The 26,396-nt window shown below is 65.3% G+C and carries 23 protein-coding genes and 1 pseudogene; 10 read left to right on the forward strand and 14 right to left on the reverse strand.

Features of this window, described 5'->3' with window-relative positions; genetic code table 11:
- Nucleotides 1-245: 245 nt before the first annotated feature.
- The 3 genes from ACQR03_RS18165 to ACQR03_RS18175 all read right to left on the reverse strand — a co-directional run bounded on the left by ACQR03_RS18165 (nucleotide 246) and on the right by ACQR03_RS18175 (nucleotide 2,617).
- Nucleotides 246-1,823, reverse strand: a complete 1,578-nt coding sequence (locus ACQR03_RS18165) for a 2-isopropylmalate synthase (protein ID WP_315752771.1) — start codon at nucleotides 1,821-1,823, stop codon at nucleotides 246-248.
- Nucleotides 1,824-1,935: 112 nt separating this feature from the next.
- Nucleotides 1,936-2,061, reverse strand: a complete 126-nt coding sequence (locus tag ACQR03_RS18170; protein ID WP_284423887.1) for a hypothetical protein — start codon at nucleotides 2,059-2,061, stop codon at nucleotides 1,936-1,938.
- A 310-nt stretch (nucleotides 2,062-2,371) separates the two neighbouring features.
- On the reverse strand, nucleotides 2,372-2,617 hold the full coding sequence (locus tag ACQR03_RS18175) for a hypothetical protein (protein ID WP_315752770.1): 246 nt from the start codon (nucleotides 2,615-2,617) through the stop codon (nucleotides 2,372-2,374).
- Between the two features lie 332 nt (nucleotides 2,618-2,949).
- Between ACQR03_RS18175 and ACQR03_RS18180 the strand changes: the two genes are divergently transcribed.
- Nucleotides 2,950-3,684 carry an alpha/beta fold hydrolase gene (locus ACQR03_RS18180; protein ID WP_315752769.1) on the forward strand — a complete coding sequence of 245 codons (735 nt, stop codon included), beginning with the start codon at nucleotides 2,950-2,952 and terminating at the stop codon, nucleotides 3,682-3,684.
- 9 nt (nucleotides 3,685-3,693) lie between these two features.
- On the opposite strand, the gene ACQR03_RS18185 is transcribed toward ACQR03_RS18180, so the two are convergent.
- A complete protein-coding gene (locus ACQR03_RS18185; RefSeq protein ID WP_409998671.1) occupies nucleotides 3,694-4,194 on the reverse strand; it encodes a hypothetical protein in 501 nt (166 codons plus the stop codon).
- Nucleotides 4,195-4,328: 134 nt separating this feature from the next.
- Here ACQR03_RS18185 and ACQR03_RS18190 point away from each other — a divergent pair, with 134 nt between their 5' ends.
- From ACQR03_RS18190 to ACQR03_RS18205, 4 genes and pseudogenes are all read left to right on the forward strand, one after another.
- Nucleotides 4,329-5,888 carry a serine hydrolase domain-containing protein gene (locus ACQR03_RS18190; protein WP_316226121.1) on the forward strand — a complete coding sequence of 520 codons (1,560 nt, stop codon included), beginning with the start codon at nucleotides 4,329-4,331 and terminating at the stop codon, nucleotides 5,886-5,888.
- A 249-nt stretch (nucleotides 5,889-6,137) separates the two neighbouring features.
- A pseudogene (locus tag ACQR03_RS18195) lies at nucleotides 6,138-7,587 on the forward strand (sensor histidine kinase).
- Nucleotides 7,588-7,937: 350 nt separating this feature from the next.
- Nucleotides 7,938-10,238, forward strand: a complete 2,301-nt coding sequence (locus ACQR03_RS18200) for a TonB-dependent siderophore receptor (protein ID WP_434841406.1) — start codon at nucleotides 7,938-7,940, stop codon at nucleotides 10,236-10,238.
- Nucleotides 10,239-10,255: 17 nt separating this feature from the next.
- Nucleotides 10,256-11,431 (forward strand): PepSY-associated TM helix domain-containing protein, encoded by a 1,176-nt coding sequence (locus ACQR03_RS18205; RefSeq protein ID WP_434841407.1) that lies wholly within the window; start codon nucleotides 10,256-10,258, stop codon nucleotides 11,429-11,431.
- A gap of 10 nt (nucleotides 11,432-11,441) precedes the next feature.
- Here ACQR03_RS18205 and ACQR03_RS18210 read toward each other — a convergent pair whose 3' ends face one another.
- Both ACQR03_RS18210 and ACQR03_RS18215 read right to left on the reverse strand, forming a co-directional pair.
- Nucleotides 11,442-12,005, reverse strand: a complete 564-nt coding sequence (locus ACQR03_RS18210) for an HXXEE domain-containing protein (protein WP_316174213.1) — start codon at nucleotides 12,003-12,005, stop codon at nucleotides 11,442-11,444.
- A gap of 121 nt (nucleotides 12,006-12,126) precedes the next feature.
- Nucleotides 12,127-12,417: a hypothetical protein gene (locus tag ACQR03_RS18215; protein WP_315713297.1), complete on the reverse strand. Its 291-nt coding sequence runs from the start codon at nucleotides 12,415-12,417 to the stop codon at nucleotides 12,127-12,129.
- A gap of 181 nt (nucleotides 12,418-12,598) precedes the next feature.
- Here ACQR03_RS18215 and ACQR03_RS18220 point away from each other — a divergent pair, with 181 nt between their 5' ends.
- The gene (locus tag ACQR03_RS18220; RefSeq protein WP_316187031.1) at nucleotides 12,599-13,204 is read left to right on the forward strand and encodes a TetR/AcrR family transcriptional regulator; all 606 of its coding nucleotides are present in this window, start codon (nucleotides 12,599-12,601) and stop codon (nucleotides 13,202-13,204) included.
- 6 nt (nucleotides 13,205-13,210) lie between these two features.
- Here the strand turns inward: ACQR03_RS18220 and ACQR03_RS18225 are convergent, their stop codons facing one another.
- Nucleotides 13,211-13,447, reverse strand: a complete 237-nt coding sequence (locus ACQR03_RS18225; RefSeq protein ID WP_316174215.1) for a hypothetical protein — start codon at nucleotides 13,445-13,447, stop codon at nucleotides 13,211-13,213.
- A 123-nt stretch (nucleotides 13,448-13,570) separates the two neighbouring features.
- Here ACQR03_RS18225 and ACQR03_RS18230 point away from each other — a divergent pair, with 123 nt between their 5' ends.
- Nucleotides 13,571-14,296 (forward strand): Crp/Fnr family transcriptional regulator, encoded by a 726-nt coding sequence (locus tag ACQR03_RS18230; protein ID WP_316201765.1) that lies wholly within the window; start codon nucleotides 13,571-13,573, stop codon nucleotides 14,294-14,296.
- 69 nt (nucleotides 14,297-14,365) lie between these two features.
- Here ACQR03_RS18230 and ACQR03_RS18235 read toward each other — a convergent pair whose 3' ends face one another.
- The 4 genes from ACQR03_RS18235 to ACQR03_RS18250 all read right to left on the reverse strand — a co-directional run bounded on the left by ACQR03_RS18235 (nucleotide 14,366) and on the right by ACQR03_RS18250 (nucleotide 19,296).
- Nucleotides 14,366-14,719 carry a hypothetical protein gene (locus ACQR03_RS18235; protein WP_316192854.1) on the reverse strand — a complete coding sequence of 118 codons (354 nt, stop codon included), beginning with the start codon at nucleotides 14,717-14,719 and terminating at the stop codon, nucleotides 14,366-14,368.
- Between the two features lie 171 nt (nucleotides 14,720-14,890).
- On the reverse strand, nucleotides 14,891-15,523 hold the full coding sequence (locus ACQR03_RS18240) for a CAP domain-containing protein (protein ID WP_315825222.1): 633 nt from the start codon (nucleotides 15,521-15,523) through the stop codon (nucleotides 14,891-14,893).
- A gap of 150 nt (nucleotides 15,524-15,673) precedes the next feature.
- Entirely contained in the window at nucleotides 15,674-16,675 is a 1,002-nt protein-coding gene (locus ACQR03_RS18245) for a SphA family protein (protein ID WP_434841408.1), read from the reverse strand.
- Between the two features lie 413 nt (nucleotides 16,676-17,088).
- Nucleotides 17,089-19,296 carry an arylsulfatase gene (locus ACQR03_RS18250; protein WP_316166002.1) on the reverse strand — a complete coding sequence of 736 codons (2,208 nt, stop codon included), beginning with the start codon at nucleotides 19,294-19,296 and terminating at the stop codon, nucleotides 17,089-17,091.
- On the opposite strand from ACQR03_RS18250, the gene ACQR03_RS18255 reads away from it, so the two are divergent.
- Entirely contained in the window at nucleotides 19,289-19,546 is a 258-nt protein-coding gene (locus tag ACQR03_RS18255; protein ID WP_315752759.1) for a hypothetical protein, read from the forward strand. The two genes, ACQR03_RS18250 and ACQR03_RS18255, sit on opposite strands and share 8 nt — an antisense overlap.
- A gap of 134 nt (nucleotides 19,547-19,680) precedes the next feature.
- Here ACQR03_RS18255 and ACQR03_RS18260 read toward each other — a convergent pair whose 3' ends face one another.
- Entirely contained in the window at nucleotides 19,681-19,923 is a 243-nt protein-coding gene (locus ACQR03_RS18260; RefSeq protein ID WP_315713314.1) for a hypothetical protein, read from the reverse strand.
- A 329-nt stretch (nucleotides 19,924-20,252) separates the two neighbouring features.
- Here ACQR03_RS18260 and ACQR03_RS18265 point away from each other — a divergent pair, with 329 nt between their 5' ends.
- Nucleotides 20,253-22,547, forward strand: coding sequence for a tetratricopeptide repeat protein (locus ACQR03_RS18265; RefSeq protein WP_434841409.1), 2,295 nt, complete (start codon nucleotides 20,253-20,255; stop codon nucleotides 22,545-22,547).
- A gap of 120 nt (nucleotides 22,548-22,667) precedes the next feature.
- Here the strand turns inward: ACQR03_RS18265 and ACQR03_RS18270 are convergent, their stop codons facing one another.
- On the reverse strand, nucleotides 22,668-23,009 hold the full coding sequence (locus ACQR03_RS18270; protein ID WP_316191426.1) for a hypothetical protein: 342 nt from the start codon (nucleotides 23,007-23,009) through the stop codon (nucleotides 22,668-22,670).
- 205 nt (nucleotides 23,010-23,214) lie between these two features.
- Between ACQR03_RS18270 and ACQR03_RS18275 the strand changes: the two genes are divergently transcribed.
- Complete coding sequence (locus tag ACQR03_RS18275) at nucleotides 23,215-24,462, forward strand: multidrug effflux MFS transporter (RefSeq protein ID WP_316174216.1); 1,248 nt, start codon at nucleotides 23,215-23,217, stop codon at nucleotides 24,460-24,462.
- Nucleotides 24,463-24,477: 15 nt separating this feature from the next.
- Here ACQR03_RS18275 and ACQR03_RS18280 read toward each other — a convergent pair whose 3' ends face one another.
- Nucleotides 24,478-26,274: a ShlB/FhaC/HecB family hemolysin secretion/activation protein gene (locus ACQR03_RS18280; RefSeq protein WP_434841410.1), complete on the reverse strand. Its 1,797-nt coding sequence runs from the start codon at nucleotides 26,272-26,274 to the stop codon at nucleotides 24,478-24,480.
- Between the last annotated feature and the right edge of the window lie 122 nt (nucleotides 26,275-26,396).

Below are 26,396 nucleotides of genomic sequence, written 5' to 3' on the forward strand. Positions count from 1 at the left end.
CAAGGACATTGTTAGCGGGTCGACGGCCGGAATGCCATTGACCGTTAGCCGCAGAGGCGGGGATTCCCATGCCGCAGCGCAAAAAGTGGTGGTGACTGTCATTCCGGGGCAGCCGCGCAAGCGGCTGAGCCCGGAATCCGGAGGTTATTGGCGCGGGCGCAAGCCAAGCTCGGGATTCCGGGTTCGACGCTGCGCGTCGCCCCGGAATGACGAAGCAAGGTTCGGCCCAACCGACGATCGTGAACTCAGCTCGCCGCTGCGGCCGCCGTACCCGCGCCCTGCGCCACGTCGCGCTGGCGCTTCATGACCAGCTTGTTGAGCGCCCCCAGATAGGCCTTGGCCGAGGCCACCAGCGTATCCGGATCCGCCGCGCGCGCGGTCATCGAGCGGCCGTCCTGCGACAGCCGCACCGAGACCTCGGCCTGCGCATCGGTGCCCTCGGTCACGGCATGGACCTGGTACAATTCCAGCTTGGCCTCGTGCGGCACCAGCGACTTGATGCAGTTGAAGACGGCATCGACCGGCCCGTTGCCCTCGCTCTCCTCGATCTTGGTCACGCCGTCGACGTCGAGCTTCATGGTGGCGCGCTGCGGGCCGCGGGTGCCCGCAATCACCGACAGCGACAGCAGCTTGATGCGGTCATGGGCGCTCACCATGCCCTCGTCGATCAGCGCCTCGATGTCCTCGTCATAGATGTGCTTCTTGCGGTCGGCCAAAGCCTTGAAGCGGACGAAGGCGTCCTCGACCTGGTTGCCCGCCAGCTTGTGGCCCATCTCCTCCAGCTTGTGGATGAAGGCATGGCGGCCGGAATGCTTGCCCATCACCAGCGAGGTCTGCTTCACGCCGACCGTCTCCGGCAGCATGATCTCGTAGGTCTGCGCGTTCTTCAGCATGCCGTCCTGATGGATGCCGCTCTCATGCGCGAACGCATTGCGGCCGACGATGGCCTTGTTGTACTGCACCGGGAACGAGGTCGCGGCCGAGACCACCTTGGAGGCGTGGGTGAGCTGCGTGGTGTCGATCTTGTTCCAGTACGGCAGCTTGTCGTTGCGCACGCGCATCGCCATCACGACCTCTTCCAGGGCCGCATTGCCGGCGCGCTCGCCGATGCCGTTGATGGTGCATTCGATCTGGCGGGCGCCGGCGCGCACGCCGGCCATCGAGTTGGCGACCGCCATGCCCAGGTCGTTGTGGCAATGGACCGAGAATACCGCCTTGTCGGAGTTCGGCACGCTCTCGCGCACGCGCTTGAACAGGTCGTAATACTCCTCCGGCACGGCATAGCCGACGGTATCCGGAATGTTGATGGTGGTCGCGCCGGCCCTGATCGCGGCCTCGACGCAGCGGCACAGGAAGTCGAACTCGGTACGGGTGCCGTCCTCGGACGACCATTCGACGTCGTCGGTGTGGTTGCGCGCGCGGGTCACCGAGGAGATCACCAGTTCGTAGACCTGCTGCGGGTCCATCTGCAGCTTGTACTTCATGTGCACCGGCGAGGTGGACAGGAAGGTGTGGATGCGGCCGCGCCTGGCCGGGCGGATCGCCTCGGCGCAACGGTCGATGTCCTTGGCGCCGGCGCGCGACAGGCCGCAGACCACGGCGTTCTGGGTGCGCTTGGCGATCTCGTTGACGGCCTCGAAGTCACCGTCGGAGGCGATCGGGAAGCCGGCCTCGATGATGTCGACGCCCATGCCGTCCAGCATGGCGGCGATGTTGAGCTTCTCCTCGAACGTCATGGTGGCGCCGGGGCACTGCTCGCCATCGCGCAAAGTGGTGTCGAAAATGACGACGCGGTCCTTGTCGGACTGAACGGGATTGGACATCTGCTTTCCTCGAACTTTTCGGGTGGTGCGCGTGGCTTCCAGAGGCGCTGAAGGGTGTTTCGGTGTCGAAGCAGCCCCCTGAGTGCCCAGGCGCATCCCGCCCAGCCGGCCCTCAGGGGCAGCTAAGAAGCAGAAGCTCGATCGCGCCGATCAGGTCGGCGGGCTGCAGCGCGGCGAGCGCGATCGTCCGGGCGTCTGCCCCGGCGATGGCCTCGATCTCTGCGCTGCGAATCAGCATTGCCAAACCCTTTGCGAGAACACGAAAACTGTGCGGCAAAACCGTTGACGGTTTGTTGCCGAGGTGCCCTCGACAGCGCTTTTACTGGGAATGGGAGGGTCTCGCAACGCCGAATAATGGTCAGGAGAGGTGACGTATTCGGGCAGTCCCGCGCCGCTCTCCCTATAAATCTCTCCCTATGAACAGTGTCATCCCGGGCAAGGCCGCCAACGCGCCAGCGTTGGTGAACGCCGACCCGGGATCCGTACGCCGCGGCGGATTTGGCTGGGCGAGTTGGAGCGGCCATCCTGCCTCGCAGATCTCCCTGGGGTTATGGATCCCGGATCGGCGCACGCGTGACCGCGCGCTTGTCCGGGATGACGGTGAGGGTGTGGTTGTCGGCATCTGCACCAGCACGCATTTCACGCTCCCGCGACACATCCGTGCCCGAGTTGTTCACCCGCATCGTACCCTCTTCCATCAGAGGGTGCAGGGAAGACCGGGCGTCTGCCGACACCCGCGGCCCCCGTGCGATAGAAAATGCACGGGGCAGGAACCACAGGATCGGCCAGGACATCCCGGCCTTCCCTGCGCAACGGCTTTACGGCTTACTTCGCGCTCTCCCTGGGGACCGGGCTTTCTTGCCCCCATCATCCGCACCGCTGCTTCGCGCAACGGCACGAACTTGACCTCAGCATCGGGAGGCCAGGACCACACGACTTCGCCGTCCGCAAAACGCCGGTCGTCCACCGGCGCCTCACGGCCATCGCTCCCCGCACTCCACGTATCGTGACGACGCGTACGCCCCTCTTCGATGAGGCGGGATGACGTAGAGAAGCACGTTTTCTGAAAAAAGGAAAGAGGAAATTTCGTCGAATACGAAGATCGAGCGTGTGGTACCATGACCTCATGACAAACCGCATCTTCGTCCACGGCGTGCCGGACACGCCCGCAATCTGGGGCCCGCTGATCGCGGCGCTCGGCGAGACCGTGGCAGTGCCTGCCCTGCCCGGCTTCGACGGCGATGCACCTCCGGGCTTCGCCTGCACCAAGGACGCCTACGCCGACTGGCTGGTCGCGCTGCTGGAAGCGCAGCATGCGGCGGTCGGGCCGCTCGACCTGGTCGGGCATGATTGGGGCGCGCTGCTGGTGCTGCGCGCGGCATCGCTGCGGCCGGGGCTGGTGCGCTCCTGGGCGGTCGCTGGCGGCGCACTCGATCCGGACTATCGGGGACATCGCATCGCGCGGATCTGGAATACGCCCGTGCTCGGCGAGATATTCATGGCGGTGTCGTCGCAAGCTGCCATGGCACGGATGTTCCGGCAGAGCGGATTGCCATCGGAGCTGGCGGCGCGCGAAGCCACGGCATGGCAGGCTCCGATGCGCCGGGCGATCCTCGCGCTGTATCGCTCCGCCGACGGTCTGTGCTTCAAGGGCGACTGGATCGCGCGGCTCGAACAGCTGCCGCGGCGTGGACTGGTGATCTCGGGCACACAGGATCCGTTCGTGCCGCTCGACACGCTCAGCCGGTTCGCGCAAGCGCACGGCGCGCGGCTTCATGTCGAGCCGGACGCCGGCCACTGGAGCATCGTCGAGCGGCCGCAGAGCATCGCGGCCGTGCTGCGGGCGTATTGGGCGGAATGAGCACCAGTCCTATTGCGACAGGGCTGAGACCAGCGCATCGCCGATTACATTGGCAATCTCCTGCTCGTGGCCGGGGTATGCGCGAAACACGTATTGTTGCCCGAGGAGTTGAGTTTGCTTCTCGACGTTCCAAATCCGAAGCGAGACTTTGTGACGGCCATCGCTGAGGAGCGCGGCATTGCCGACCAGCACGAGATCAAAGTGCAGATCTCGCGATTTCTCGAATTGCGGCAGCAGAATATCCGGATGACCTGGGCTTGCCATCGGGACAGGCTCTTCGACGACCCGGAGCGACGGCATTGCGTGGAATCGCGCGCGTAGCGCGCTCGTCAGAAGGGCGGCATCATCTCCCGCCTCAGGCGTCATCGCATGCAGCTCGGGCACCGCGATCACGCGTTCGCCTTCGGCCGAAGCAGGTCGCGCCAGGACCGTGAGCAGAGCCGCGACGGCAAATGCAACACCAAGAAAAACGTCATGAAAACGTCGAAGTATGCCGGCCTGCATGGTCACTTCAATCCTCATCTCAATCTACGCCCGAGCAATGGGCCGGCTCTTCGACGTGCGCGCCGGCTATCACACAATCTTTGATGGATTACGGTCCTCTGATACCATAACCTGAAAGTCGCTCATCGGAGACATTCGACATGGCGCGTCTCAAGACCGGACTTTGGTTGTTCTCGGCGCTGCTGGTGGCCCGGCTCTTCTCCAGCGCAGCCTTCGCCGAGGACTTGAGCCTCGCCCGCTTTCCTCAATCCGACTGGGCGACCGCCACGCCTGAGGACGAAGGGATGGATTCGGCGGCCCTCGCAAAACTCGTCGCTTCCGGTAAGGCGATGAGGTTCGACAGCCTGCTGATCACGCGCCATGGCCGCATCGTGGTCGATGCCAGCTACGCGCCCTACAAGGCCGACGAGCCGCACATCATCAATTCCGCGACCAAAGCCGTGGTCTCGACGCTGATTGCGATGCTGCTCAAGGACGGCGTGCTCGACAGTCTCGATCATCCGGTGCTCGACTTCTTCAAGGACCGCAAGATCGACAATGTCGACGCGCGCAAGCAGGCGCTCACGGTGCAGCACCTGCTCAACATGACCTCCGGGTTCGACTGGGACGAGGGTTATAGCGGCGGCGCCGAGACATCCCTCTACGAGATGGGCCGGAGTCCGGATTGGGTGCAGTACATCCTCGACAGGCCGATGGCGCAAGCGCCCGGCGAGACGTTCTACTACAACAGCGGCAACTCGCATCTGCTCTCCGCGATCGTCACGAAGCTCACCGGCAAGAGCGCGGAGGACTTCGCCAAGGAGAGGCTGTTTGGGCCGCTCGGGATCACCGAGCACGCCTGGTTCAAGGATGCCCAGGGAATTTCCGCCGGCGGTTTCGGGCTGGCGCTGAAGCCGCGCGACATGGCGAAGATCGGCTACCTCTATCTGCGGCGCGGCCGCTGGGGCGAGCAGCAATTGCTGCCGCCGGACTGGATCGAAGCCGTCAACCACGCCACCGTCAGCATGAATGCGAAGTTCGATCCGGGGCTCTCCTACGCCGATCAGTTCTGGACCCTGCCGGACAAACACGTATTCATGGCGGTCGGCTACCACTGCCAGGTCATCATGGTGCTGCCCGACCGCGACATCGTGGCGGTGATGACCGCGCGCGAGTTCTGTCCATTCCGCAAGCTCGCCAACACCATTTCGGCGACTGTGACATCTGACAGCGCCCTGCCTGCGGCGCCGGAAGCGGCAGCCGCGCTCGCCGCTGATGTCCGCGAGGTCGCGACGGAAACCCGAGGCCCGGTCGGAGCCGTGCCGGAGATGGCGGCTTCCATCTCGGGCAAGACCTACAGCTTCCCGCCCGGCCCGCTCGGCATCAACACGATCAAGCTGGACCTCACGGGACCGGAACCGCAGGTCACCTGGGACATCCCCTCGCGGGACCGCGCCGGAGGCACGGTGCATCTGCAGAGCCCGATCGGCCTCGATGGCCTCTATCGCAAGACCGCGCCGCCCCATCCCTGGCAGCCCTTCACCTACCGGGCCATGAAGGGCAGCTGGATCGACGCCACGACCTTCGTGATCGACGCCCAGTTCATTGGCCAGGGCGAGGAGCGCAATTGGCGGCTCAGCTTCGACGGCGACAAGGTGACGTTCCGAACGAAGGGCCGCTACGGCAAGGACGTAGTGGTCGAGGGTCATGCGGCGCCGTGAGTCCTCGGCGGCTCTGCGCGGCCTGACGAAAGTCGAGCGCAAATGCTGCAGCACTGATCGGCTCCGTTCGGCTGGGCGGAGACATGCCGCACGGCGAGAATTGGAACAGTTCTCATAGCGCTCTGCGTGCCGCGGGCGGCGGATGCGATCTCCCGTCGTTTTCTCAAACAGATCATCTCGTGTATGTCTGCCCTCCCGCCGAGGCTCTCACTCCGCGGCGGGGGATCGTTTTTCGATTGCGGTGGCATAATGTTGAGATTGCTGGAGCGTCTGGGTCTCCGTTTCGAGGATACCGTCGAGGAGCGGCGTTTCGTCGACCATTACGTCCGCGGCAGCACCGCCTGGACGCAGATCGCGATGCTGCTCGGCGCCCTCACCTTTGCCGGCTACACGCTGTGGGACTGGGTGCTCTATCCCGAGATCGTGCCGACCACGTTCGCGATCCGCGGCGGGACCGCCGCGCTGGTGCTGCTGCCGCTGACGGCTTTGCTGTCGACGCCGGCGCGCCGATGGGCCGAGCCGATCCATCTCATTTATTGCGTCATCCCCGGCTGCGTGCTGCCGACCATCTACTGGGTGCTGCCGTCGGGCTTCACCTATTCTGCAGCCGGCATGATCATCGTCATCCTGTTCGTCTCGACTATGCTGCCGCTGCGCACCGGCTCCTACGCGATCTTCTGCGCGACGAGTTGGAGCGCGCTGGCGGTGGCCGAGAGTCTCGCGACCGAGCCGCTGCCGCCGGGCCTGCGCTTCATCGATCATTCGCTGGTCGGCAATGCCTGCCTGCTCTCGCTCTATGCCGTCGGCGCGCGAGTACCAGGCGCGCAAGCAGTTCCGCACCGCGGAGGCGCTGCAGCGGGAGAAGGAGCGCTCCGAGGCCTCGCTCCGCGATCTGCATGCCACGCAGGCCCATCTGGTGCAGGCGGAGAAGCTGGCCTCGCTCGGCCAGCTCGTCGCCGGCGTCGGCCACGAGGTCTCAACCCCGCTCGGGCTGGCGCTGACCACGTCGACGGCGATGGAAGACGACGTCGAGGCGATCGCGCGCATGCTTGGCGGCGGCCCGGTGCGGCGCTCGGATCTGGCGAGGGGCGTCGCTCGGCTGCAGCAGGGCCTGCACTTGACGACGCAGAGCCTGCACCGCGCCTCCGAGATGGTACACAGCTTCAAGCAGGTCGCCGTCGACCAGGCCAACGAGGCGCTGCAGACCTTCGAGCTGCAGAGCTGGATGACCGATCACGTCGCCAAGCTCCGCCCGCTGCTGGTGCGCCAGGGCCTGACGGTCGTGCTCTCCTGCCCGGAGGGCATCGTGCTCACCAGCTATCCCGGCGCACTCGGACAGGTCATCAGCATCCTCGCCTTCAATGCGGCGACGCATGCCTATCCCGGCGACATCAGCGGCGTCTTCACCGTGGAGGTCGCACAGCCCGGCGATGATTCGGTGCGCATCGTCTGCGCCGATCAGGGCGTCGGCATGCGCGACCAGGTTCGCGGGCGGGTGTTCGACCCGTTCTTCACCACGCGCCGCGAGAAGGGCAATGCCGGCCTCGGCCTGCACATCGCCTTCAACCTCGTGGCATCCACACTCGGCGGTCGCATCGAGCTCGACAGCCAGCCGCAGCAGGGCACACGCATCACGCTGGACATTCCGCTGATCGGACCAGGCAAGCCGGCCGAGCTGGAACTCACCGCCGCACAATAGGCTCGGGGGCGCGCCCGCATCAACGACCGGTCCCAAGCGTTGAGAGTCCTCGGCACGCAGTCCCGGAAAACGAGACCAGCAGCGCTCCGTCCGCAGCTTGGGTGGAGTGCTTATCACGCATCATATCGTGCACGATCATGAATCACTCCGCGTCGATCGTGATCATCAAATGCGCAATGCCGCAGAGACGCCGCGACCTGCGCATCTCCGAACCAATTAGAACAATTCAACACCGCATGGCTTAGAGCAATTCAATCCGGCGCGTTGTGTCTTTCGCTGCACTGCGTTGCTAGACGTCGCATCAAGCTGACCGTTCCCTCGAACGGTGCGACGTGGAAGTGCAGTAGACGATGACGAAGTGTGAAGGCCGGCGCGATGCGCGCGCTCGTACCGGCATGCGTGGCGCGATTGCGCTCGTGAGTGCTCTGACCGCAGACCTCCTCTGGTCCCCCTCTCCCGTGTTTGCGCAGGCGACGCTGCCGCCGGTGACGGTCGACGTGCCGGCGCCGAAGCGCAAGCCTGCGAGCGCCGCCAGCGCGCCGCAGCGCCAGGCGCGCGCGCTGCCGTCACGACGCGCGATGCCGCCGCCGCCGATGCCGACACGCGCGGAACGCGCCGCGGCCGAGGCCGTAGTCCTCGACGCCGCCAAGCTCAACTACCGCGCCATGCCGAGCGCGACCACGCTGCGCAGCGGCGCCTCGCCGCTCGACACCGCGCAATCCGTCAATGTCGTGCCCCAGCAGGTGATCAGGGACCAGTTGCCGCGCAACATCGACGATGCGCTCGCCAATATCAGCGGCGTCACCCAGGCCAACACGCTCGCCGGCACGCAGGACGCGGTGATGCGGCGCGGCTTCGGCGACAACCGCGACGGCTCGATCATGCGCAACGGCCTGCCGCTGGTGCAGAGCCGCAGCCTCAATGCGGCCGTGGAGAGCGTCGAGGTGCTGAAGGGCCCGGCCTCGCTGCTCTACGGCATCATGGATCCCGGCGGCATCGTCAACACCATCAGCAAGCGCCCCGAGCTTTATCAGCACGGCTCGGTGACGCTGCTCGGCTCGGCCTATGCCAACAACAGAACCGGCGCCGACGGCACGATCGACGTCACCGGCCCGATCGGCGACGGCGGCCTCGCCTATCGCTTCATCGGCTACGGCGTCAGCGAGGATTACTGGCGCAATTTCGGCCGCCATCGCGAGATGCTGGTGGCGCCGTCGCTCGCCTGGTACGGCGACACGACCACGGTCCAGCTCAACTACGAGCATCGCGAGTTCATCACCCCGTTCGATCGCGGCACCGCCTTCATAAATGGCGCACCGCTCGCGATCCCCGCGACGCGGCGGCTCGACGAGCCCTTCAACAACACATGGGGGCAGTCCGACCTGGTCCAGGCCTCGGTCGAGCAGAAGCTCAACGACGATTGGAAGCTCACCGCGGCCTACAGCTACAACACCGAGAGCTCCAGCGCCAACCAGCTGCGCATCACCACGATCGATGCGAAGGGCAAGGAGACCCGCAGCAACGACGGCACCTGGGGCTCGCTCAGCCGGGTCAGCTACGGCACGTCCTACATCCATGGCGCCTTCTGGCTCGGCGGCCTGCGCAACGAGGTGCTGTTCGGCGGCGACGCGCAATATCGCACGATCTATCGCCAGGACCTGATCCGCGACAAGGTCACGAGCGTGTTCAATGTCTACAACCCGGTCTACGGGCTGATCCAACCCGGCACGCTGGTCTCGGCCAGCGACAGCGACCAGACCGACAAGCTCGGCCAGTATTCGCTGTTCGTGCAGGACACGCTGCATCTCACCGACAAGCTCTCCTTCGTCGGCGGCGTGCGCTACATGGACTACGAGCAGATCGCCGGCCGCGGCCGGCCGTTCAAGGCCAATACCAACGTCGCCGCCGACACCGTGCTGCCGCTCGGCGGCGCCATCCTCAAGCTCAACGAGCAGGTGTCGCTCTACGCCAGCTACACCAAGAGCCTGAAACCGAACTCGACCATCGCGCCGCTCACGGGCGGCGTGGTGCTCGGCTCCAACATCGCGCCCGAGCAAGGCACGGCGTGGGAGACCGGCTTCAAGTTCGATCTCGACAAGAGGCTGTCCGGCACCGTCGCGGTCTACGACATCGACAAGCAGAACGTGCTGGTGTCGCAGACCAATGCCAGCAACGTCGTCGAATACACCACCGCCGGCAAGGTGCGCTCGCGCGGCGCCGAGGTCGACGTCACCGGCAAGATCGCCGAGCACTGGACCATGATCGGAAGCTACGGCTACACCGATGCCAGGGTCACGGACGACCCGGTCTATCGCGGCAACCGCCTGCAGAACGTCGCGCTCAACACCGCCTCGCTCTACCTCGTCTACGATTTCGGCACGGCGCTGCCGGGCCAGCTCAGGCTCGGCGGCGGCGCGCGCTATGTCGGCGACCGCGCCGGCGACGCCGCCAACAGCTTCGTGCTGCCGTCCTACGTCGTCGCCGACGTGTTCGCGAGCTACGAGACCAAGCACCATAACCTGCCGGTGCTCTACCAGCTCAACGTCAAGAACCTGTTCGACAACGTCTACTACCCCTCGGCCAACAGCGCGCTGACCGTCGCGGTCGGCGATGCGAGGCGGGTGTCGCTGTCGGCGACGGTGAAGTTCTGAGCCAAGGAGAAGCGTGCGTGACGTCCTTCAGCATCAAACCCGCGCTGCTGCAGATCCACTCTGTCCTGGGTCTTGCGGCCGCGCTGATCCTCTCCCTCTTGGGCATCACCGGCGCGATCATGGGTTTCGAGGACGAGATCCAGGCCGGTCTCAACGCCAAACTGTCCCACGTCGCGCCGCGTACGGAAGCGCCGCTTTCGCCCGCCGAGCTGGTGGCGCGGCTGCAGGCTGATCCGGCGCTCGGCAAGGTCTCGGCGATCACGCTGTCGCGCGATCCCTCCGTCGCCGCGCTCGTCCGCTTCGCGCGCAAGGATGACGGCGGCCGCTCCTCCTCGCTGCTGGTCGATCCGTATGACGGCCGCGTGCTCGGTGAGCCCCGCGGCGAGGCGTTCTTCACGACCGTGCGCCACCTGCATCGCTGGCTGCTGCTGCCCGGCGACGGCAACGGCGCCGGCCGCCAGATCACCGGCGCCGCGGTGCTCGGACTCGTCGCGCTGCTGATCACGGGCCTCGTGCTGCGCTGGCCCCGCCGGGCGAGCAGCGCAGCACTGTGGCTGAAGCCGCAGCTCGGACTGAGCGGCCGCGGCCTGCATCGCTCGCTGCACAGCGTGATCGGCACATGGGTGCTGCCGGTGTATCTGGTGATCGCGCTGACCGGGCTGTCCTATTCCTACGCCTGGTACAAGGACGGCCTGACCTGGCTGCTCGCGCCGGCGACATCAGGAGCGCCGATGCCGGGCAAGGCTCCGCGCGAGGGTCGCTCCGGGTCTGCGGAAGCAAAGCCTGTCGCGCTCGATCTGGTCTGGTCCACGTTGCGTGAGCAGATCGGGGATCGCTTCGCGGTGATGCAGCTCACCTTGCCGGCGGGCGCCGGCGCGGCGGTGCGCGTGCGTGCCTGGCCGAGCGAGGCGCATGACGGCCGGCGCGACGAATTCCGTATCGACGGCGCGACGGGCCGTCTGCTCGCGGCCGAGCGTTACGCCGACAAGACCACCGGCGAGCGCGTGCTCGCCCGCATCCTGGATATCCACCGCGGCAGCATTCTCGGCTGGCCCGGCCAGCTCGCCTTCATGCTCGCCGCCGCGCTGATGCCGCTGTTCGCCGTCACGGGCACGCTGCTCTATCTGTCGCGGCGGCGCTTGCGGCGTCAGACGCAGTCGGCACGCGCTGTCCAGCTCGTTCCCGGCGAATGAGGCCGCGCGCTCAGGCTGCGGCGCGGACATGCGACGCGCGCCGGATGGCGTTGGCCGCGATGATGACGTGCAGCAGCAGCGACAGGCCGAAGCCGAGGGCGTGCTGGGCAGCCGTCGCCGGGATGGTGAGGACCGTCACGAGGCCGAGCGGAATGAACAGCACGATGCCGGTGACGAGGCCGGGATTGTAGCCACGGAAGCGCAGCGCCGGGCCGATATGGCCGAGCGAGTTGACGAGCATCAGATAGGGCGCGACCAGCGCCCAGGCCGGGCCGGCGATCCAGGCGACGTAGAGCGCAATCAGGTCGATGCCCCAGACCGCGCCGCAATTGACCCAGAGCACGTCGATCGTGGTCAGCGCCTCGCGGCCGCCGAACATCACGGTGTTGACGAAGCTGCGGAAGCGGTCGCCGGTGTGCTCCTCGACCTGGTGGATCATGTAGCCCGGCGAATGCAGGAAGATCAGCAGCAGCGCGAGCGGCCAGTCGGCCGCCAGCAGCGGTACCAGCGCCAGCAGCGCTGCGGCCATGAACACGGCACCGGCAACCCAGTGACGGGAGAGAAGGTGCAGCATCAGCGAGTGATGCGCGAGTCGGCTGAACTTGCCAAGCCGGGTTGCCCGGACACCGCCGCGCCGGGAGGCTGCGGCGTGATGACCTGTCGCAGCCTCCAAACCTTTCGGGGCGCGGCGCGACCTACTTGAGCAGCACCAGGCATTCGCCGGCCGGCGTGGCGTTGGCGCGGGCGGTGTCGCGATCGAACTTGCCGGCCATCACCAGCGGCCTGACACGCTCGACGATCACGTCCTTGACGACGCTGTCCGGGCCGATGGCAGGAGCTGCGACGTCGTAGATCTGCTTCGCCACGGGCGACAGCTTGGCGGCACAGCTGTCGGCGGCGGCGCGGTTGCCGGCCAGCGCGGCCTGCGACAGAAGACATTGGGAGACGGCGACGAATGTGACAAACGGGAATGCGACGCGCAGCATGGCAATCAGTCCTTCGTTCAAATGAGGTTCAGCCCGGCGCAAGCAGGCTCGGTCCGGAGCACATCCACTCAGTGTCCGGCCGCCCGCATGCGGGCTCTGATCTAACCCGAGCCGGCAGCAACGCCTACTCGATTTCGCCCGTCCGCCAGCCGAGGTCCAGACCGTGCAGCAAGCTCCTGAAATGCTTCGAAAAACCCCGGTGCAGAAGCGTACGCGGCAGACCCTCGACGTGATCTTCGAGGCAACCGCTCAACTTCTGCAGAGCGGCGGCGGCAAGGGCCTGAGCACGAACGCCATCGCCGAGCGCGCGGGCTTCTCGATCGGCACGCTCTATAGCTATTTCAGGGACAAGACCTCACTGTTGCGTGCGCTGGTGCTGCGCGAGTTCGCTCGACAGGAGGCGGAGTTCGGGGAGGCGCTGGAGGCGCATCGCGGGCTTGGACGCGAGGCGATCGTGCGCGCGGCGGTGCGCCAGGGCTTCGCCCCGTTCGCCGGCCGTCACCGTGTGCGGCGCTATCTTCTCGTCCTGTTGGGCAACGACGCGGAGCTGCAGAAGGCGCTGCACGAGATGGTGGACCGCATGACCGAACGGCTGATCGCGACGGTGGGATTGCGGAGTGAAGCGATGCCGGCCGCGCGCCGCTTCATCCTGGTCCGCGCTGCGCTGGGCCCGATCCGGGCTGCCGTCATGCGCGAACATCGCCTCGTCGGCACACGCGAGCTCGAGGACGAACTGGTGCGGCTGATGCTGTTCCTGCTGGAGCCGGATCCCGTCAAATCGTCATGAGGGCCGTCACGGGGGGCCGTCGGGCTTGGCGGCCTCCAGCCGCTCAGCGAGCTTCTTCAAGGCCTCCTCCGACGCCGGCCGGCTCTGGAACTCGCGGATGGCGCGCGACAGCTCCTGATCCGACATCGGATGAGCCGGCTGCTTGATGCGGCCGTCGGCAAGGGCGGCTGCGATGGTCTCGATATGCGGCCCCGTGCCACCGAACAATCGGCGGAGCCGGTTGAGGAACGCGATGTGGGGCACGGCTGTTCTCCCGATGCGGCGACCGGCAACCTTCGACCGCATCTGCTGACGGCGACCTTAGTCGGTAACGCCGGCTCCGTCGTCTCATTTGATACGCAACACCGCCCGGACGGTAGGATTTTCATGGATGCGGACCGGATCGTCACCAACAAGCTCAGGGAGCATTCGAAACTGTCCGGCGAGGACATCGCCGAGATCCGGAATTTCAGCTCCGCTTTGCGCGAGCTCGCCGATCAGGAGGACCTCATCCGCCAGGGCGACGAGCCGGACCGTTCCGTCGTCGTGATCTCCGGATGGGTGGCGCGCTATCACCTGCTGTCCGGCGGGCAGCGGCAGTATCTCTCCTTTCACATGCCCGGTGACTGGCCCGACGCCCAGTCGATCTTCCTCGACTGCATGGATCACGCCGTCTGCGCGATCGGGCCGGCGGTGGTGGCGAGCGTTGCGCACAAGGAGCTGACCCGCGCGATCAGCCGGCGGCCGACGCTCGGCTTTGCGATCTGGCGCGAGACGCTGATCGATGCGTCGATCTTCCGCGAGGCCATCACCAACAACAGCGCGCGGAGCAAGCCGGCGCGCATGGCGCACATGTTCTGCGAGCTGTTCTATCGCGCCCGCGCGCTCGGCCACGTCCGGCACGATCAGTTGCAGTTGCCGGTCAGCCTGGTGCAGCTCGGCGAGGCACTGGGCATCGCGATCGCGACGGTCAACCGCACGCTGGTCGAGCTGCGCGCCAGCCGCGCTGTCGATTTCCGCAGCGGGCTGCTGACGGTGCACGACTGGACGCGGCTATGCGCGATCGGCGAGTTCGATCCCAGCTATCTGCACCTGAAGAAGCAGCCGCGCTGAGGCACAGGTCTCAGCGCGGCCACTCACGTGGGCTCGCGACTCCCACCTTTAACGGTTGCGCGCGTCAGCTCAGGCGACCTTGGTGATGAGCTTGACCACGTAGGCGTAGGGCCCGTTCGGGCTCTTCTCGGCGATCCAGGCGCAGTGCCAGTCGGAGCCGTAGCGCAAGCCCGTGTCCCATCCCGAGCCGCCGCCGTGCTCGTTGTCCCACGACCAGGCCTTGCGGTCCTTCTGAGGATCGGAGGGGAAGCTGCTGCCGCTGTAGACGGAGATCTGCCCCTGCTGCGCGCGGAACGGCGAGTTCGTGCTCCACGTGAGCCACAGATTGCCCTGCTCCTCGTAGGACGTGAGCGACCATTGGTAGGACGCCGAGACAGTCTGCGGATTGGTGCTGGTGGCCGAGGTCTGCTCAATGACTGCCATGATGGTCTCCTTACAAAATGAGATGAAAAATCTTCACAATAGTGGCTGCCCAAAAAGACAACCATTGATTGTATATCTGATAAAGCTCACCCCGACAACGTGCGCTGTTCGCACAACGCCGTGATCGCGCGGCAGGCGTGGCGTCCAGCCGAGGCCCACCGATCCCCGCACTCAGATGCAGAGACCGATCACCTTGATGCTGAGGTGGCAGTCCTTGGAGGCGGACGCCGGCGGCTTGGCGCCCCAGCGCGTCGCCGGCTTGGCGTCGCCTTTCGCGGATCGGGTCGCGGCCTGCGCGACGACGGCCTTGGCCTTGCTCTTCGGAGCGCCCTTCGGCCTGTCGGTCTCGTAGTCGCCCGCGATCACCATCGCCCAATAGGTGCGCTTGCCGCTGGCGTTCTTTGCGCTGGCGATGCCGACCTTGGTCGCCTTGGGAAGCAGCAGGTTCTTGCGGTGCCCCGCCGAGTTGATCCACTGCCCCAGCGTCTTGTCGAAATTGTCGTAGCCATAGGCGATGTTCTCGGCCGCGCGGCCGGCCTTCGACGGAGCCACACGGCGGGTGAAGGGACCGAGCACCTCGTGGCTGAGATCGTCCTTGTCGGCCATCGCGCGCGCTTGCTCCATCGCGATGCGGTCGAGCGTCGCGTCGCGCGTCACGCGGCCTTCGCCATGCGCGAGCCGAAACGCCGAGATCTGATCGGCCGGTGCGGAGTCGCCGGCAAATGCCGCATGGGCCGACAGCGCCAGCAGCGCTGCAACCAAAACCGCGCGAAAGCCGCGCAACGTGAAACGAAGCTCCCGCATGCTAGGACACGTGCTCATCAATCCGGAGTAGGTAACGGTCGCTCGATCCCGCTTTGATCCGAAGCGACGGACGTGCTGGACCGCCGCGGAACCACCCGATATGACAATGCCGGAATTCAGTCCAATGCGGGCGGTCGATACTCCTCTATTCTATTTCGACACTTTGTGCCAAGTCGGCGCAATCGTGCTGGCGGGCGCGGCCTCCGAGATCGAGAACGTCAGCCACGTGTTCCAGCCTGACGGCCGGTTGGCGGCGTCGAACTCGCCATATCCCTTCAGCCCCAGGAACGCCTGATTGCTGCCGATCTGGAAAATATATCCGATCTGCGGGCCAACGCCGAGGACGCGCGAGCGGAAGCCGCCGAGAGCGGCGGGCTGACCGAAGTCGTCGGTAATCTGCTGATAGGCGTAGCCAACGAAGCCGGCGAAGACCTGCTTCGACAGGAACTGCGACACGCCCCAGTCCAGATGGAAATCGATGCCGCTCTGGTACCGGGTATCGGGATTCTTGAAATTGTAGGTCAAGCCCCCGACGGCCGAAAATTCCGTGCCGGTCGCCGGATTCAGAAAAGTGTAGCCGCCGCCAAAGTCGATGGCGCCGTGACCGATGCCGATGTTGGCCAGCCGGTTCCGACTGTAGTCGCCGACGGGAATATCGCCGGCGCCGTAGACCATGATGTTGTGGACGCCGTTATTCCACTTCAGCTTCACGGTCGGATAGAGATCTCCGTAAGAGACGAGTGCGTCTTCGAGGAATCCGGTGCGCGTGCTGACGATCGGACCGGCAACCGTCGTCAACGTACCGGCGATACTCGCGGAATTTCTGCCGTAGACGCTGGCCAGCGTCGCCGACAACTGGCCGCCGAGTACGGGCGTCGCAAACGTGTAGGTCGGCGCGATGAACATCAGATCGGCCTGGCCGCGCAAAGCCAGATTGAGATCGATGTTGACGGTCGGAAAAAATCGTCCGACTTGGAACTCGCGCGACGCCGCGGCCGCGCCTGAGGCACCCACGCTCGTATGATAGTAGATGGCAGCCACCGACCAGCCCGGTGTGGCAGGCGTTGCGGCGACGCTGCCGTACAATCCCGGCAGCCAGAACGAGATGCCGCTCTCATCGGCATGGGCGACCAGAGGCGAAAAAGAAGCCAACGCGGCGGACGCGAAAACGCCGCTCAGCCACAATCGCAGGAAGCCGGACCTGCGTCCCGATCTATCGCGCTGCAATCGTAATCCCCCCAACGCTCCCATTTCAGGCGGCATGCCTGAGTTGTCGTCGACGACTACGGCTTGTAGTCGCTCATCCCCCGTCCGGTCTTGTCGTAGACATTGAAAAACTCGTCCGACATGATCGTAGCGATGCCACTTCTGGGTACCTCGGTCAGATCTTTCTCAAGCGTCTTGATCCGGAACTTCCACCCGAGAACCTCGGCTCCACGGTGCTTGCATTTTGCCCGACGCCCCCCTCAGCTTGAAGCCAGAAGGATCGTCGCCAGATTGGCTATTTGCATTGCACGCTCCTTCTCAAGGGACCGATCACTGACCTGGCGAGCACGAAGAGCGCATCAATCGGACAGTCCTTTCTTCAAAGCCGCTGCCTTGCGGGCCTGGACGGCTTCTTCATTGTCGGCCTTCTTCATACCCACTAGATCGATCGTCACCTTGCCGATCTTCCCTGTGAACTTGAACGGCACCTTGTAGGCCTCGGTAACAGGCGTGCCTTCATCGGCACCGACGTCTGCGCCTTCGTCCGCGGAGTAGAAGCAGCATTGGGTTCGTTCGATCCGGCCGGTCGCGACGGTCTTTCCGTTCACGAGGATCGTACCCACGCCCCCCTTGCCCAGGCCGCCACCGTCATAAGCGAACTCAAAGCGCAGTGCGGCTTTGCCTGCCGGAAGAGCCTGCTTGGCGGTTACGGTGTATCGCTGCAGACCGAGAAAATTATACGTGTAGGTCGGCTTGCCGTCCTTCAGGTAGAAGGTCCAGCCACCGAACCGTCCGGCCTGAGCGATGATGACGCCATTGGCTCCGCCCTTCGGGATGTCCAGATCGGCAGTAATGGCGTGCGATTGGTTCTTCAGGTTGATGAAGACATTCTCCGTCATCCCGATCATGCCTTCGTAGACCGTCAGGCTGGTGCGGCCCGCCATCAGGTCGGGACGTCCGACCAGCGCCGCGTTGGTTCGCTCCAGGGTGCGGTCGTCGAGCGGCAGCACGTTGTATTTCACTGCTTCCTTCAGGAACAGCTCCTGCATCTCCTTCAGCTTGTCCGGATTTTTGGCAGCCAGATCGTTGCTCAGGCTGAAGTCCGATCGCGCATCGTAAAGCTCCCAGATATCCTGCTGGAGCGGCCGCCGCGGCTTGGTTTCCCAGGCCGCCCGGTGCACCGTGCCGGCAAGCCAGCCGTCGCTGTAGATCGCGCGGTTGCCGAAGATTTCGAAATACTGCGTCACATGCCTGCTCGGCGCCTTGGCGTCGGCAAAGCTGTAGGCCATGCTTACGCCTTCAATGGGAGTCTGGACCGTTCCATTTACGCTCTTGGGCTCAGGCAGTTTCGCTGCTTCGAGAATGGTCGGCACGATGTCGATGACGTGATGCCACTGCGGACGAAGCTCACCTTTCGCCGCGATCCCCTTCGGCCAATGGACGACCATGCCGTTGCGGGTGCCGCCATAGCTCGAGGCCACTTGCTTGGTCCAGGTAAACGGAGTGTCGCCAGCGACCGCCCAGCCGGCCGCGTAATGGCCGTAGGTGTTGGGACCGCCGAGTTCGTCATAGTGCTTCAAGACGTCCTGGACGGTTTCCTGCACTCCATTGAAATAGGTCATCTCGTTGTACAGGCCGTTCGCGCCGCCTTCGGCACTCGCGCCGTTGTCGCCGACGATGTAGAAGATCAACGTATTGTCGAGTTGGCCCGTTGTCTTGATGGCGTCGATCAGGCGGCCGATCTCGGTGTCGGTGTATTCGCCAAATCCGGCGAATACTTCCATCTGGCGCACGAACAGCTTCTTCTCGTCAGCGCTCAGCTTGTCCCAGTCCTGGATGGCGTCCGGCTTCGGGGCGAGCTTGGTATCGGGTGGCACCACGCCGAGCTTGATCTGCCGCGCCAACGTCTCCTCGCGCAGCTTGTCCCAGCCCTGATCGAACTTGCCCTTGTACTTGGCGATCCATTCTTTGGGCACCTGATGCGGGGCATGGGTGGCGCCGGGTGCAAAATACATGAAGAACGGCTTGTCCGGCGTCAGCGATTTCTCCGACCGCATCCAGTCGATCGCCTTGTCGGTCATGTCGGTCATGAAATGATAGTTCGGGTCCTTCGACGGCTCAACCTGGGTCATGCCATCGTAGATCAGCGGCGCCCATTGATTGGTTTCGCCGCCCATGAAGCCATAGAACTTGTCGAAGCCCTGGCGCGTCGGCCAGCGGTCGGTCGGGCCAGAGGGACTGACCTCCCATGCCGCGGTCTCGTGATTTTTGCCGAAATGCGCCGTGCTGTAGCCGTTCAACCGCAGCATCTCCGCGACGGACGCGACATTGTTGGGACGCTGACCGGTCTGTCCCGGGAAGGACGTCGCGGTTTCCGCGATCGAACCGAAATTGTTCATGTGATGGTTGCGGCCGCTGAGCAGCGCCGCGCGGGTCGGCGAACAAAGCGCCGTGGTGTGAAACTCGTTGTAGCGGAGACCCTCGTTGGCGAGGCGGTCGACCGTCGGCATCCTGATCGGGCCGCCAAATGCGCTCGACTGGCCGAAGCCCATGTCGTCGATGAGCACGATCAGTACATTGGGTGCACCGGCCGGCGCCTTGACTTCAAACCGCGGCGGCGGCGGCGCATCGCGCGCATCGAATACGGTGCTGTGTGGAGGGTTCGGTTCAGGAATCGGCAGAACCGATCGCTCGGTCGGCAACACAGCACTCGGCGGCGCCGACTGTTGGGCCAATGCTGGAAGCACGAGTAGCGTCGTCAACGACAGCACCGACGCAGCCAACTTCATTCGCTTCATGATCACTGCCTTTGGATGAGACAATTGACAAATGAGACAATTGACACGGCTTCTCGCTGCCGGAACGATCCTGCCCACAAATCGCGATCATCGGCGCGGGCAATGACGTTCGGCCGGCCCAACCGGCTCGCGGAGAGCGATAATTCTATAATTCTAGCGTCTGCCGACGCGATTGACCGGCCCGCCTCGATTCATCGGCGTTCCCCGCACGCGCACGCCTGGGGCCACCACGGCGCGCGCCACCGGGCGGGGCCGCAGCACGACGCCGGGCCTGACGACGCAGCCGACGGGATACTCGACATACTGACAATACACCACGGCACTTGCCCTTTCGGTGCTCGCGGCTACGAACCCCGTCACCAGCAACAGCCCTGTCAGGGCAACTGATAATTTCATCTTGGCATCCTCCCATCGGAAAGCTCATCATCGGCCCCTCCGGGAGGCACACCTTGATGCAGGTCAAGCGACCTTGGCAGACATTCCTGCATGTGCGGAAATGACCGACGGAGCAGCTTGATCGCAAGCTGACCAATTTGGGGCGTGAGGTACAAGCGTTGACACGCAGGCCGCCAAAAGCCGGCACGAAGGGACCGCGGAAGGGATCCGCCGCGGCCCCATCACCGGCTGCGCCGGCGGATCGGCTTGCTTCCGGCGAAACGGCCTTCTCCAGGCGCGCGATCTGGATAGCAGTCGCGGTCACGATCGCGCTCGTGCTGGTGGTCGGCATGGTTCTTCATCTCCTCAAGGCCGACGGACCGGCCTCCACGGCGCAGGCCTCATTCGTCGCCACCTATGTGGGCAGCGAAAGCTGCGCCGGCTGCCATCAGGCGGAAGCCAAATTATGGGATATTTCGCAGCACAAGGCCGCGATGGCGCACGCGACCGACAAGACGGTGCTCGGCGATTTCAACAAGAGCTTCGACTACTTCGGTGTGCATTCCCGCCTCTTCCGCGATGGCGGAAAATTCATGGTCGAAACCGACGGGCCCGACGGCAAGCTTGCCGTGTTTGAGGTGAAGTACACGTTCGGTGTCGATCCGCTGCAACAATATCTCGTCGAGTTTCCAGATGGGCGCATCCAGGCGCTGCCGATCGCATGGGACGGCCGGCCCAAGGACAAAGGCGGCCAGCGCTGGTTCCATCTCCATCCCGAGGAAGAGATCAAGCATGACGACGTCCTGCACTGGACCAAGCTGAACCAGAACTGGAACTTCATGTGCGCGGAATGCCACTCGACCGGCGTGCGCAAGCATTACGACGCCGCGACGGATCGCTTCGCGACGACATGGGCCGAAATCAGCGTCGGTTGCGAGACCTGTCACGGTCAGGGCTCCGCCCACGCCGCCTGGGCGCGTGACAAGCAACGCTGGTGGGCATTCGGCAAGCACGAGGATCCGAGCAAGGGATTGCTGGTCCGTTTCGACGAACGGCGCGGCGTCACCTGGCCGATCGATCCGCGGAGCGGAAATGCGACGCGTTCAGCCGCGCCGGCCGCGTTGCGAAAGGAGATCGAGACGTGCGGGCTATGCCACGCGCGCCGTGCCGGCTTCAGCGAGGACTGGGCACCCGGTCAATCGCTGTCCCAGACCCATATTGTCGAGGCGCTCGCGCGGACCACTTATCATGCCGATGGCCAGATCCGCGATGTGGAGGAGCCCTACAACTATACGCCGTTCAAGCAGAGCAAGATGTTTGCCGCTGGCGTAACCTGCAGCGATTGTCACGAGCCGCACGGCGCAAAGCTCCGAGCCTCCGGCGAAGGCGTTTGCCTGCAATGCCATGCGTCCGAAAAATACGCCGATGCGAAGCATCGCCATCACGCGGGCGCCGATCCGGCGCCGACCTGCATGTCGTGCCACATGCCGGCGCGCACCTATATGCAGATCGACCTGCGTCACGATCACGCCTTCCGCGTTCCGCGCCCTGATCTTTCGGTCGAGCTGGGGACCCCGAACGCCTGCAACGACTGCCACAGCGACAAGCCGGCGCAATGGGCCGCCGCCGCGATCGAGCAATGGTTCGGGCCCGACCGAAAGGGCTTCCAGACCTATGGGCCCGCGTTCCGCGCAGCACGCAGCGACCAGGCCGACGCCGCCGCGCTGCTTGGCCTTCTGGCCGCGGACAGGAACGCGCCGGCCGTGGCGCGTGCGAGCGCGCTCGGCGAACTCGCCTCGCGCATCGCTCCGGCGAACATTGCGACCGCACGGGCAGCCCTGGCCGATCCCGATCCCATGGTGCGGATCGGCGCGCTGGACATGCTGGAAAACGTGCCTGCCGGCCAGATCTGGCCGCTGGTCTCGCCGCTGCTCACCGATCCCGTGCGTGGCGTGCGGATCAGGGTCGCCTCCCTGCTCGCTTCCGTTCCGACCGCAAGCCAGCCGCTGCCCGATCGCGCACGCTTCGATCAGGCGGCACACGAATTCATCATGGCGCAGCGCGCCAATGCCGAACGGCCCGAGGCCCGCACCGCACTGGCAAACTTCCTGGCCTTGCGCGGACAGACCGGGGACGCAGAGACCGAGTACAAGGCAGCCCTCAGGCTCAGCCCGCACTATGCGGCGGCCGCCATCAATCTGGCCGACCTCTATCGCCAAATTGGCCGCGACGGCGACGGAGAAACCGTTCTGCGCGGAGCAATTGCGGCATCACCTACCGACGCGGCCGCGCATCACGCACTCGGCCTGACCTTGACCCGGCTGAAGCGGCACGACGAGGCGCTCGCCGAGTTGCGCAGAGCAACCGAACTCGAACCGGGTCGCGCACGCTATATCTATGTCTACGCGGTGGCGCTGCATTCCGGCGGGCGAGCCGACGAGGCAATGACGGTCCTAAAGGAAGCTCTGGAAAGCCATCCCAATGATAGGGACGTGCTGTCCGCACTGGTTTCGCTCAGCCGCGCGACAGGCGATGCAAAGGCGGCGCTGGGCTACGCCGAAAGGCTCGCAATCATGACGCCGGAGGACCGGAATCTGGCGGCGTTCATCGGCGAGATCAGGCGGCAGATTGACAAGCCAAACTAAGATAGCAGGCTCTCCTGCTTAAGCTCACAAAGGGCGCCCGAGAACCTCGAATGGAGCGAGCGCGAAATCGACGCTGAAATGACCAGGGACGCAACAAAGTCGAACGGTTCTTCAATGAGATCAAGCACTGTCGGCGGATCGCAACGCAACCACCTCGATCGGGTAGACATCGATCGCCGGCTCCTCATAGGGATGCGCCGCGCGGATCGCCTGTAGCACGGCTTTCAGCCGGTCCTCGGCGCAGACGGTCTCGATGCGCTCCTCCTCGATCGTCTCGAGCTGGCCGACCGCGCCGACGGCCGGGTTGGCGCCTGCCAGCGGACGAAACCGGCCCACGCCCTTCGCGGTAAACGAACAGTGGTCGTAATTGCCGATGCGGCCGGCGCCGGCCTCGCCCATCGCGCGGCGCACGGCGTCGCCCGCCGCTTCAGGGACATAGACGACGATCTTGTAGGTCTTCATGCTGGCCTGGATCCGGACGTCGATCACACGGCCGTTACCATCGCATCGCCGCTGGCGCAATTTTCAGCGGGTCACAACCGGTCACAATCGCGAAAGCGCCGGCGCCGGTGACCAGCCATTCCGAAACACGTCTTGTGCGACGCAGCAAACCCGATACTTATCGGTGACCTCTCCCGCATTCCCAACACCATGGAAGGCCCGCGCCTTGGCTGATACCAGTGCCGACACCATCGAGATCGTCCGTCACCGGCCGATGGGCTTCACCGAATTCGTCATCGTGGTCGCGGCGATCATGGCGCTCAATCCGCTGGCGATGGACATGATGCTGCCGGCGCTGCCGAACATCGGCGCCTCGTTCCATATCGACGTCGCCAACCGGCTGCAGACGGTGCTGACGGCGTTCGTCATCGGCTTCGGTCTCGGCCAGTTCGTGATCGGCCCGCTGTCCGACAGCTTCGGCCGGCGCCCGGTGCTGATCGGCGGCATGGTGCTGTATGCGGTCGCCAGCCTGTTCGCGATCGCCGCGCCGTCCTTCGAGATGCTGCTGCTGGCGCGCGCGCTGGAAGGTCTCGGCACCGCGGCGACGCGGGTGATCGCGACCTCGATCGTGCGCGACTGCTACGCCGGCCGCCGCATGGCGAGCGTCGTCTCGCTGGCGATGATGGTATTCATCGCCATTCCCGTGATCGCGCCGTCGTTCGGCCAGGCGGTGATGCTGCTGACGCAGTGGCGCGGCATCTTCGTCGTGCTGACCTTGTACGGCATCGTCACGCTGCTGTGGACCGCCGCACGGCTGCCCGAGACGCTGCCGGAGAGCGAGCGCAAGCCGTTCTCGGTCAAAGAGATCGTCGGGGCCTTCCGCAACACCCTCACCAATCGTCAGACGCTGGGCTATGCGCTCGCGGCGAGCGGCATCTTCGGCGCCGTGCTCGGCTATGTCCTGTCCTCGCAGCAACTGTTCACCGGCGTCTATCATCTCGGCCACTACTTCCCGCTCGCCTTCGCGGCGATCGCGGTGACCATCGCGGTCGCCGGCTTCCTCAACGCCCGCCTCGTCGGCCGGCTCGGCATGCGCATGATCTCGCACGGCGCGCTGGTCGGCAGCGTCGTCATCGCGCTGGCCTGCTTCAGCGCGGCGATCCTCGGCACGCTGCCGCTGTGGCTGTTCATGCTGCTATCCGCCGGCATGATGTTCTCGTTCGGCCTGATGTTCGCGAACTTCACCGCGCTGGCGATGGAGCCGCAGCGCGCCAATGCCGGCACCGCGTCTTCGCTCTACGGCTCGATCACGACCCTGCTCGGCATGGCCGCCGGCGCCGTCGTCGGCCAGGCGTTCGACGGCACGGCATTGCCGTTCGCCGCGGGCTTCCTGGCCTGCACGTCGAGCGCGCTCGTCATCGTACTGATCACCGAGAAGGGCCGGCTGTTCCACGGCCAAGGCAAGCCGGTCTGACCGCCGCCGAGGGCCTCAAATGCACGGCCCCTGCCCGCGCTGCGGGCACAGCTTCAGCACGCTCGACAGCGTCAGCAGCAGACGCGCGCTGCGCGTCGTGTTGCCCGGCGCGCGATAGCTGAGCGGCGCGGCGACGCCGAGATCGGCGCGCCAGTCGTTCGGGAAGGTAAAGCGCACCCCGGCGCCCGCCGAGGTCAGCGCGACGCCGTCGGCCGGCCGGAAGCCGTCGTTCCAGGCGAGCCCGGCATCGAAGAAGCTGTAGAGCTGATAGCTTGTGAGATACTGCCAGTTCGGTTTCTGCTCGAAGCGGACCTCGAACGTGCCGGCGACGCCATTGTCGCCGCTGATCTCGGCGCTGCCATAGCCGCGGCCATAGGCGAGGCCGCCGAGATAGAACTGCTGCGAATTGTACAGCGGACCCGAGGCGAGCTGGCCGGCGGCGGCGAGCTTCAGCGACCACGCCTCGGACAATGTCTGATAGCGCGCGAACCAACCGTTGAAGACCGAGAAGCTCGGCGAGGCGCCCGCGCGCGACGCGAGGGGATCGTCGAGCGGCGTCGCCCCGAACGCGTTCAGGCCCTGCCGGTAGGCCAGCGTCAGGTAGCTGTCGCCGCCGACATCATCCTTCCAGCGGTAGTCGGCGGTGAAGGTCAGCGTCCGGATGCGATCGCGATACCAGATGCCGAACAGGTCGCGCTCGGTCACGTCGCTGAAGGCGGCTGCGAGATTCAGTTTCAGCGAGGCGCGCTGCGACTGGATCGGCGCGATACCGCCGCGCAGCTCGAGCGTCTCGGTCACCGTGTTGTCGTTGAACAGCCGTCTCCGGTCGCCCGGCCGGACCTCGCTGTACAGCGCGGAGGCGCCGACATAGGCGCCGTCGGTGCCGACCGGCACCTCATAGGACAGCCGGCCGAACGCGAGCTGGCGCGGATCTCCCGGCGTCGTCGACAGGTTGGCGGTGAGCGTGTCGCCCGGCAGCAGATAGGAGTTGAAGGCGGCCGTGGCGTAATTCTGCCAGGGACCGACGGTCGACGAGCCGAGATTGTCGACGCCGGCGAAGCCGTAGACGTGCCAGGTCTGCAGCTCGATCACCAGGCGAAACCGGCCGGTGGTGCCGCCGATCTCCTCCAGTGCGGAATCGACCAGACGGACGCCGCCGCGGCCGTTGATCAGCAGCAGCTGCCGCTCCAGCGTCTCCAGCCGGGACGGCTGCTCGGCCAGCACGGGGCCGAGCATCGGCCTGATGCCGAACTCTTCCGCGCCGGCGCCCTTCAAGGTCACCTCGGTGATGCTGCCTTCGATGATCTGGATCCGTACCCGGCCATCATGGATGTCCTGCGGCGGTATGATCGCACGGCTGAGATGGTAGCCGGCGGCGCGGTACTGATCGCTGATCGCGGTCGTGATCGCCGCGAGGTCGGCCTGCGACACCGGCTTGCCGAGATAGGGCTGATAGCTCGCGGCGAGCTGCTCGGCGGGCAGCGCGGACGCCCCCGTCAGCGTGACGCCGCGCATGGTGAACAAGGGCTTGCGATCGCCGCCGCCCTGGGGCGCGAATTGCGGCGCACGCGGCCGCGGCGGCGGCTGCGTCGACCGCGACTGTTGCTCGTCGAAATATCGCTCGGTCTGCCGCGGATCGAAGCCCGGCTGGCCGACCTGCTGCGCATGGGCTGTCGCTGCAAACAGCAACGCCGACAGGGAAATGCCGGCGGCGATCGCGGTTCCATGCAGCCGTCGCGAGCCGTGCGGTACGGCCGCGAAGTCGCGCCAACCCGCAGTCCTCCCAGTTCCGTCGACACAACCAGCGCGCATGCCTCGTTTTTAGTTTGTTAAGGTCAACGAAGCGTAAATGCGTGAGGAAAACACGGCTGCAACTCCTAAGGGTCTCTTGAAACATTTCGATTAGTTTCAAAAGCCGCCAACGATGCGAGTTC

The sequence above is a fragment of the Bradyrhizobium sp. HKCCYLS3070 genome, from assembly GCF_051167575.1.
Lineage (GTDB): Bacteria > Pseudomonadota > Alphaproteobacteria > Rhizobiales > Xanthobacteraceae > Bradyrhizobium.

Bases quoted from the DNA above. Each gene is read 5' to 3' on its own strand.
- ACQR03_RS18200 (WP_434841406.1), top strand. From the start codon at position 7,938: ATGACGAAGTGTGAAGGCCGGCGCGATGCGCGCGCTCGTACCGGCATG.
- ACQR03_RS18270 (WP_316191426.1), bottom strand. From the start codon at position 23,009: ATGAAGACCTACAAGATCGTCGTCTATGTCCCTGAAGCGGCGGGCGAC.
- ACQR03_RS18255 (WP_315752759.1), top strand. From the start codon at position 19,289: ATGAGCACGATCAGTACATTGGGTGCACCGGCCGGCGCCTTGACTTCA.
- ACQR03_RS18235 (WP_316192854.1), bottom strand. From the start codon at position 14,719: ATGGCAGTCATTGAGCAGACCTCGGCCACCAGCACCAATCCGCAGACT.
- ACQR03_RS18240 (WP_315825222.1), bottom strand. From the start codon at position 15,523: ATGCGGGAGCTTCGTTTCACGTTGCGCGGCTTTCGCGCGGTTTTGGTT.
- ACQR03_RS18230 (WP_316201765.1), top strand. From the start codon at position 13,571: ATGGATGCGGACCGGATCGTCACCAACAAGCTCAGGGAGCATTCGAAA.
- ACQR03_RS18165 (WP_315752771.1), bottom strand. From the start codon at position 1,823: ATGTCCAATCCCGTTCAGTCCGACAAGGACCGCGTCGTCATTTTCGAC.
- ACQR03_RS18260 (WP_315713314.1), bottom strand. From the start codon at position 19,923: ATGAAATTATCAGTTGCCCTGACAGGGCTGTTGCTGGTGACGGGGTTC.
- ACQR03_RS18175 (WP_315752770.1), bottom strand. From the start codon at position 2,617: ATGTCCTGGCCGATCCTGTGGTTCCTGCCCCGTGCATTTTCTATCGCA.
- ACQR03_RS18190 (WP_316226121.1), top strand. From the start codon at position 4,329: ATGGCGCGTCTCAAGACCGGACTTTGGTTGTTCTCGGCGCTGCTGGTG.
- ACQR03_RS18180 (WP_315752769.1), top strand. From the start codon at position 2,950: ATGACAAACCGCATCTTCGTCCACGGCGTGCCGGACACGCCCGCAATC.
- ACQR03_RS18280 (WP_434841410.1), bottom strand. From the start codon at position 26,274: ATGCGCGCTGGTTGTGTCGACGGAACTGGGAGGACTGCGGGTTGGCGC.
- ACQR03_RS18220 (WP_316187031.1), top strand. From the start codon at position 12,599: ATGCTTCGAAAAACCCCGGTGCAGAAGCGTACGCGGCAGACCCTCGAC.
- ACQR03_RS18170 (WP_284423887.1), bottom strand. From the start codon at position 2,061: ATGCTGATTCGCAGCGCAGAGATCGAGGCCATCGCCGGGGCAGACGCC.
- ACQR03_RS18215 (WP_315713297.1), bottom strand. From the start codon at position 12,417: ATGCTGCGCGTCGCATTCCCGTTTGTCACATTCGTCGCCGTCTCCCAA.
- ACQR03_RS18265 (WP_434841409.1), top strand. From the start codon at position 20,253: ATGGTTCTTCATCTCCTCAAGGCCGACGGACCGGCCTCCACGGCGCAG.
- ACQR03_RS18210 (WP_316174213.1), bottom strand. From the start codon at position 12,005: ATGCTGCACCTTCTCTCCCGTCACTGGGTTGCCGGTGCCGTGTTCATG.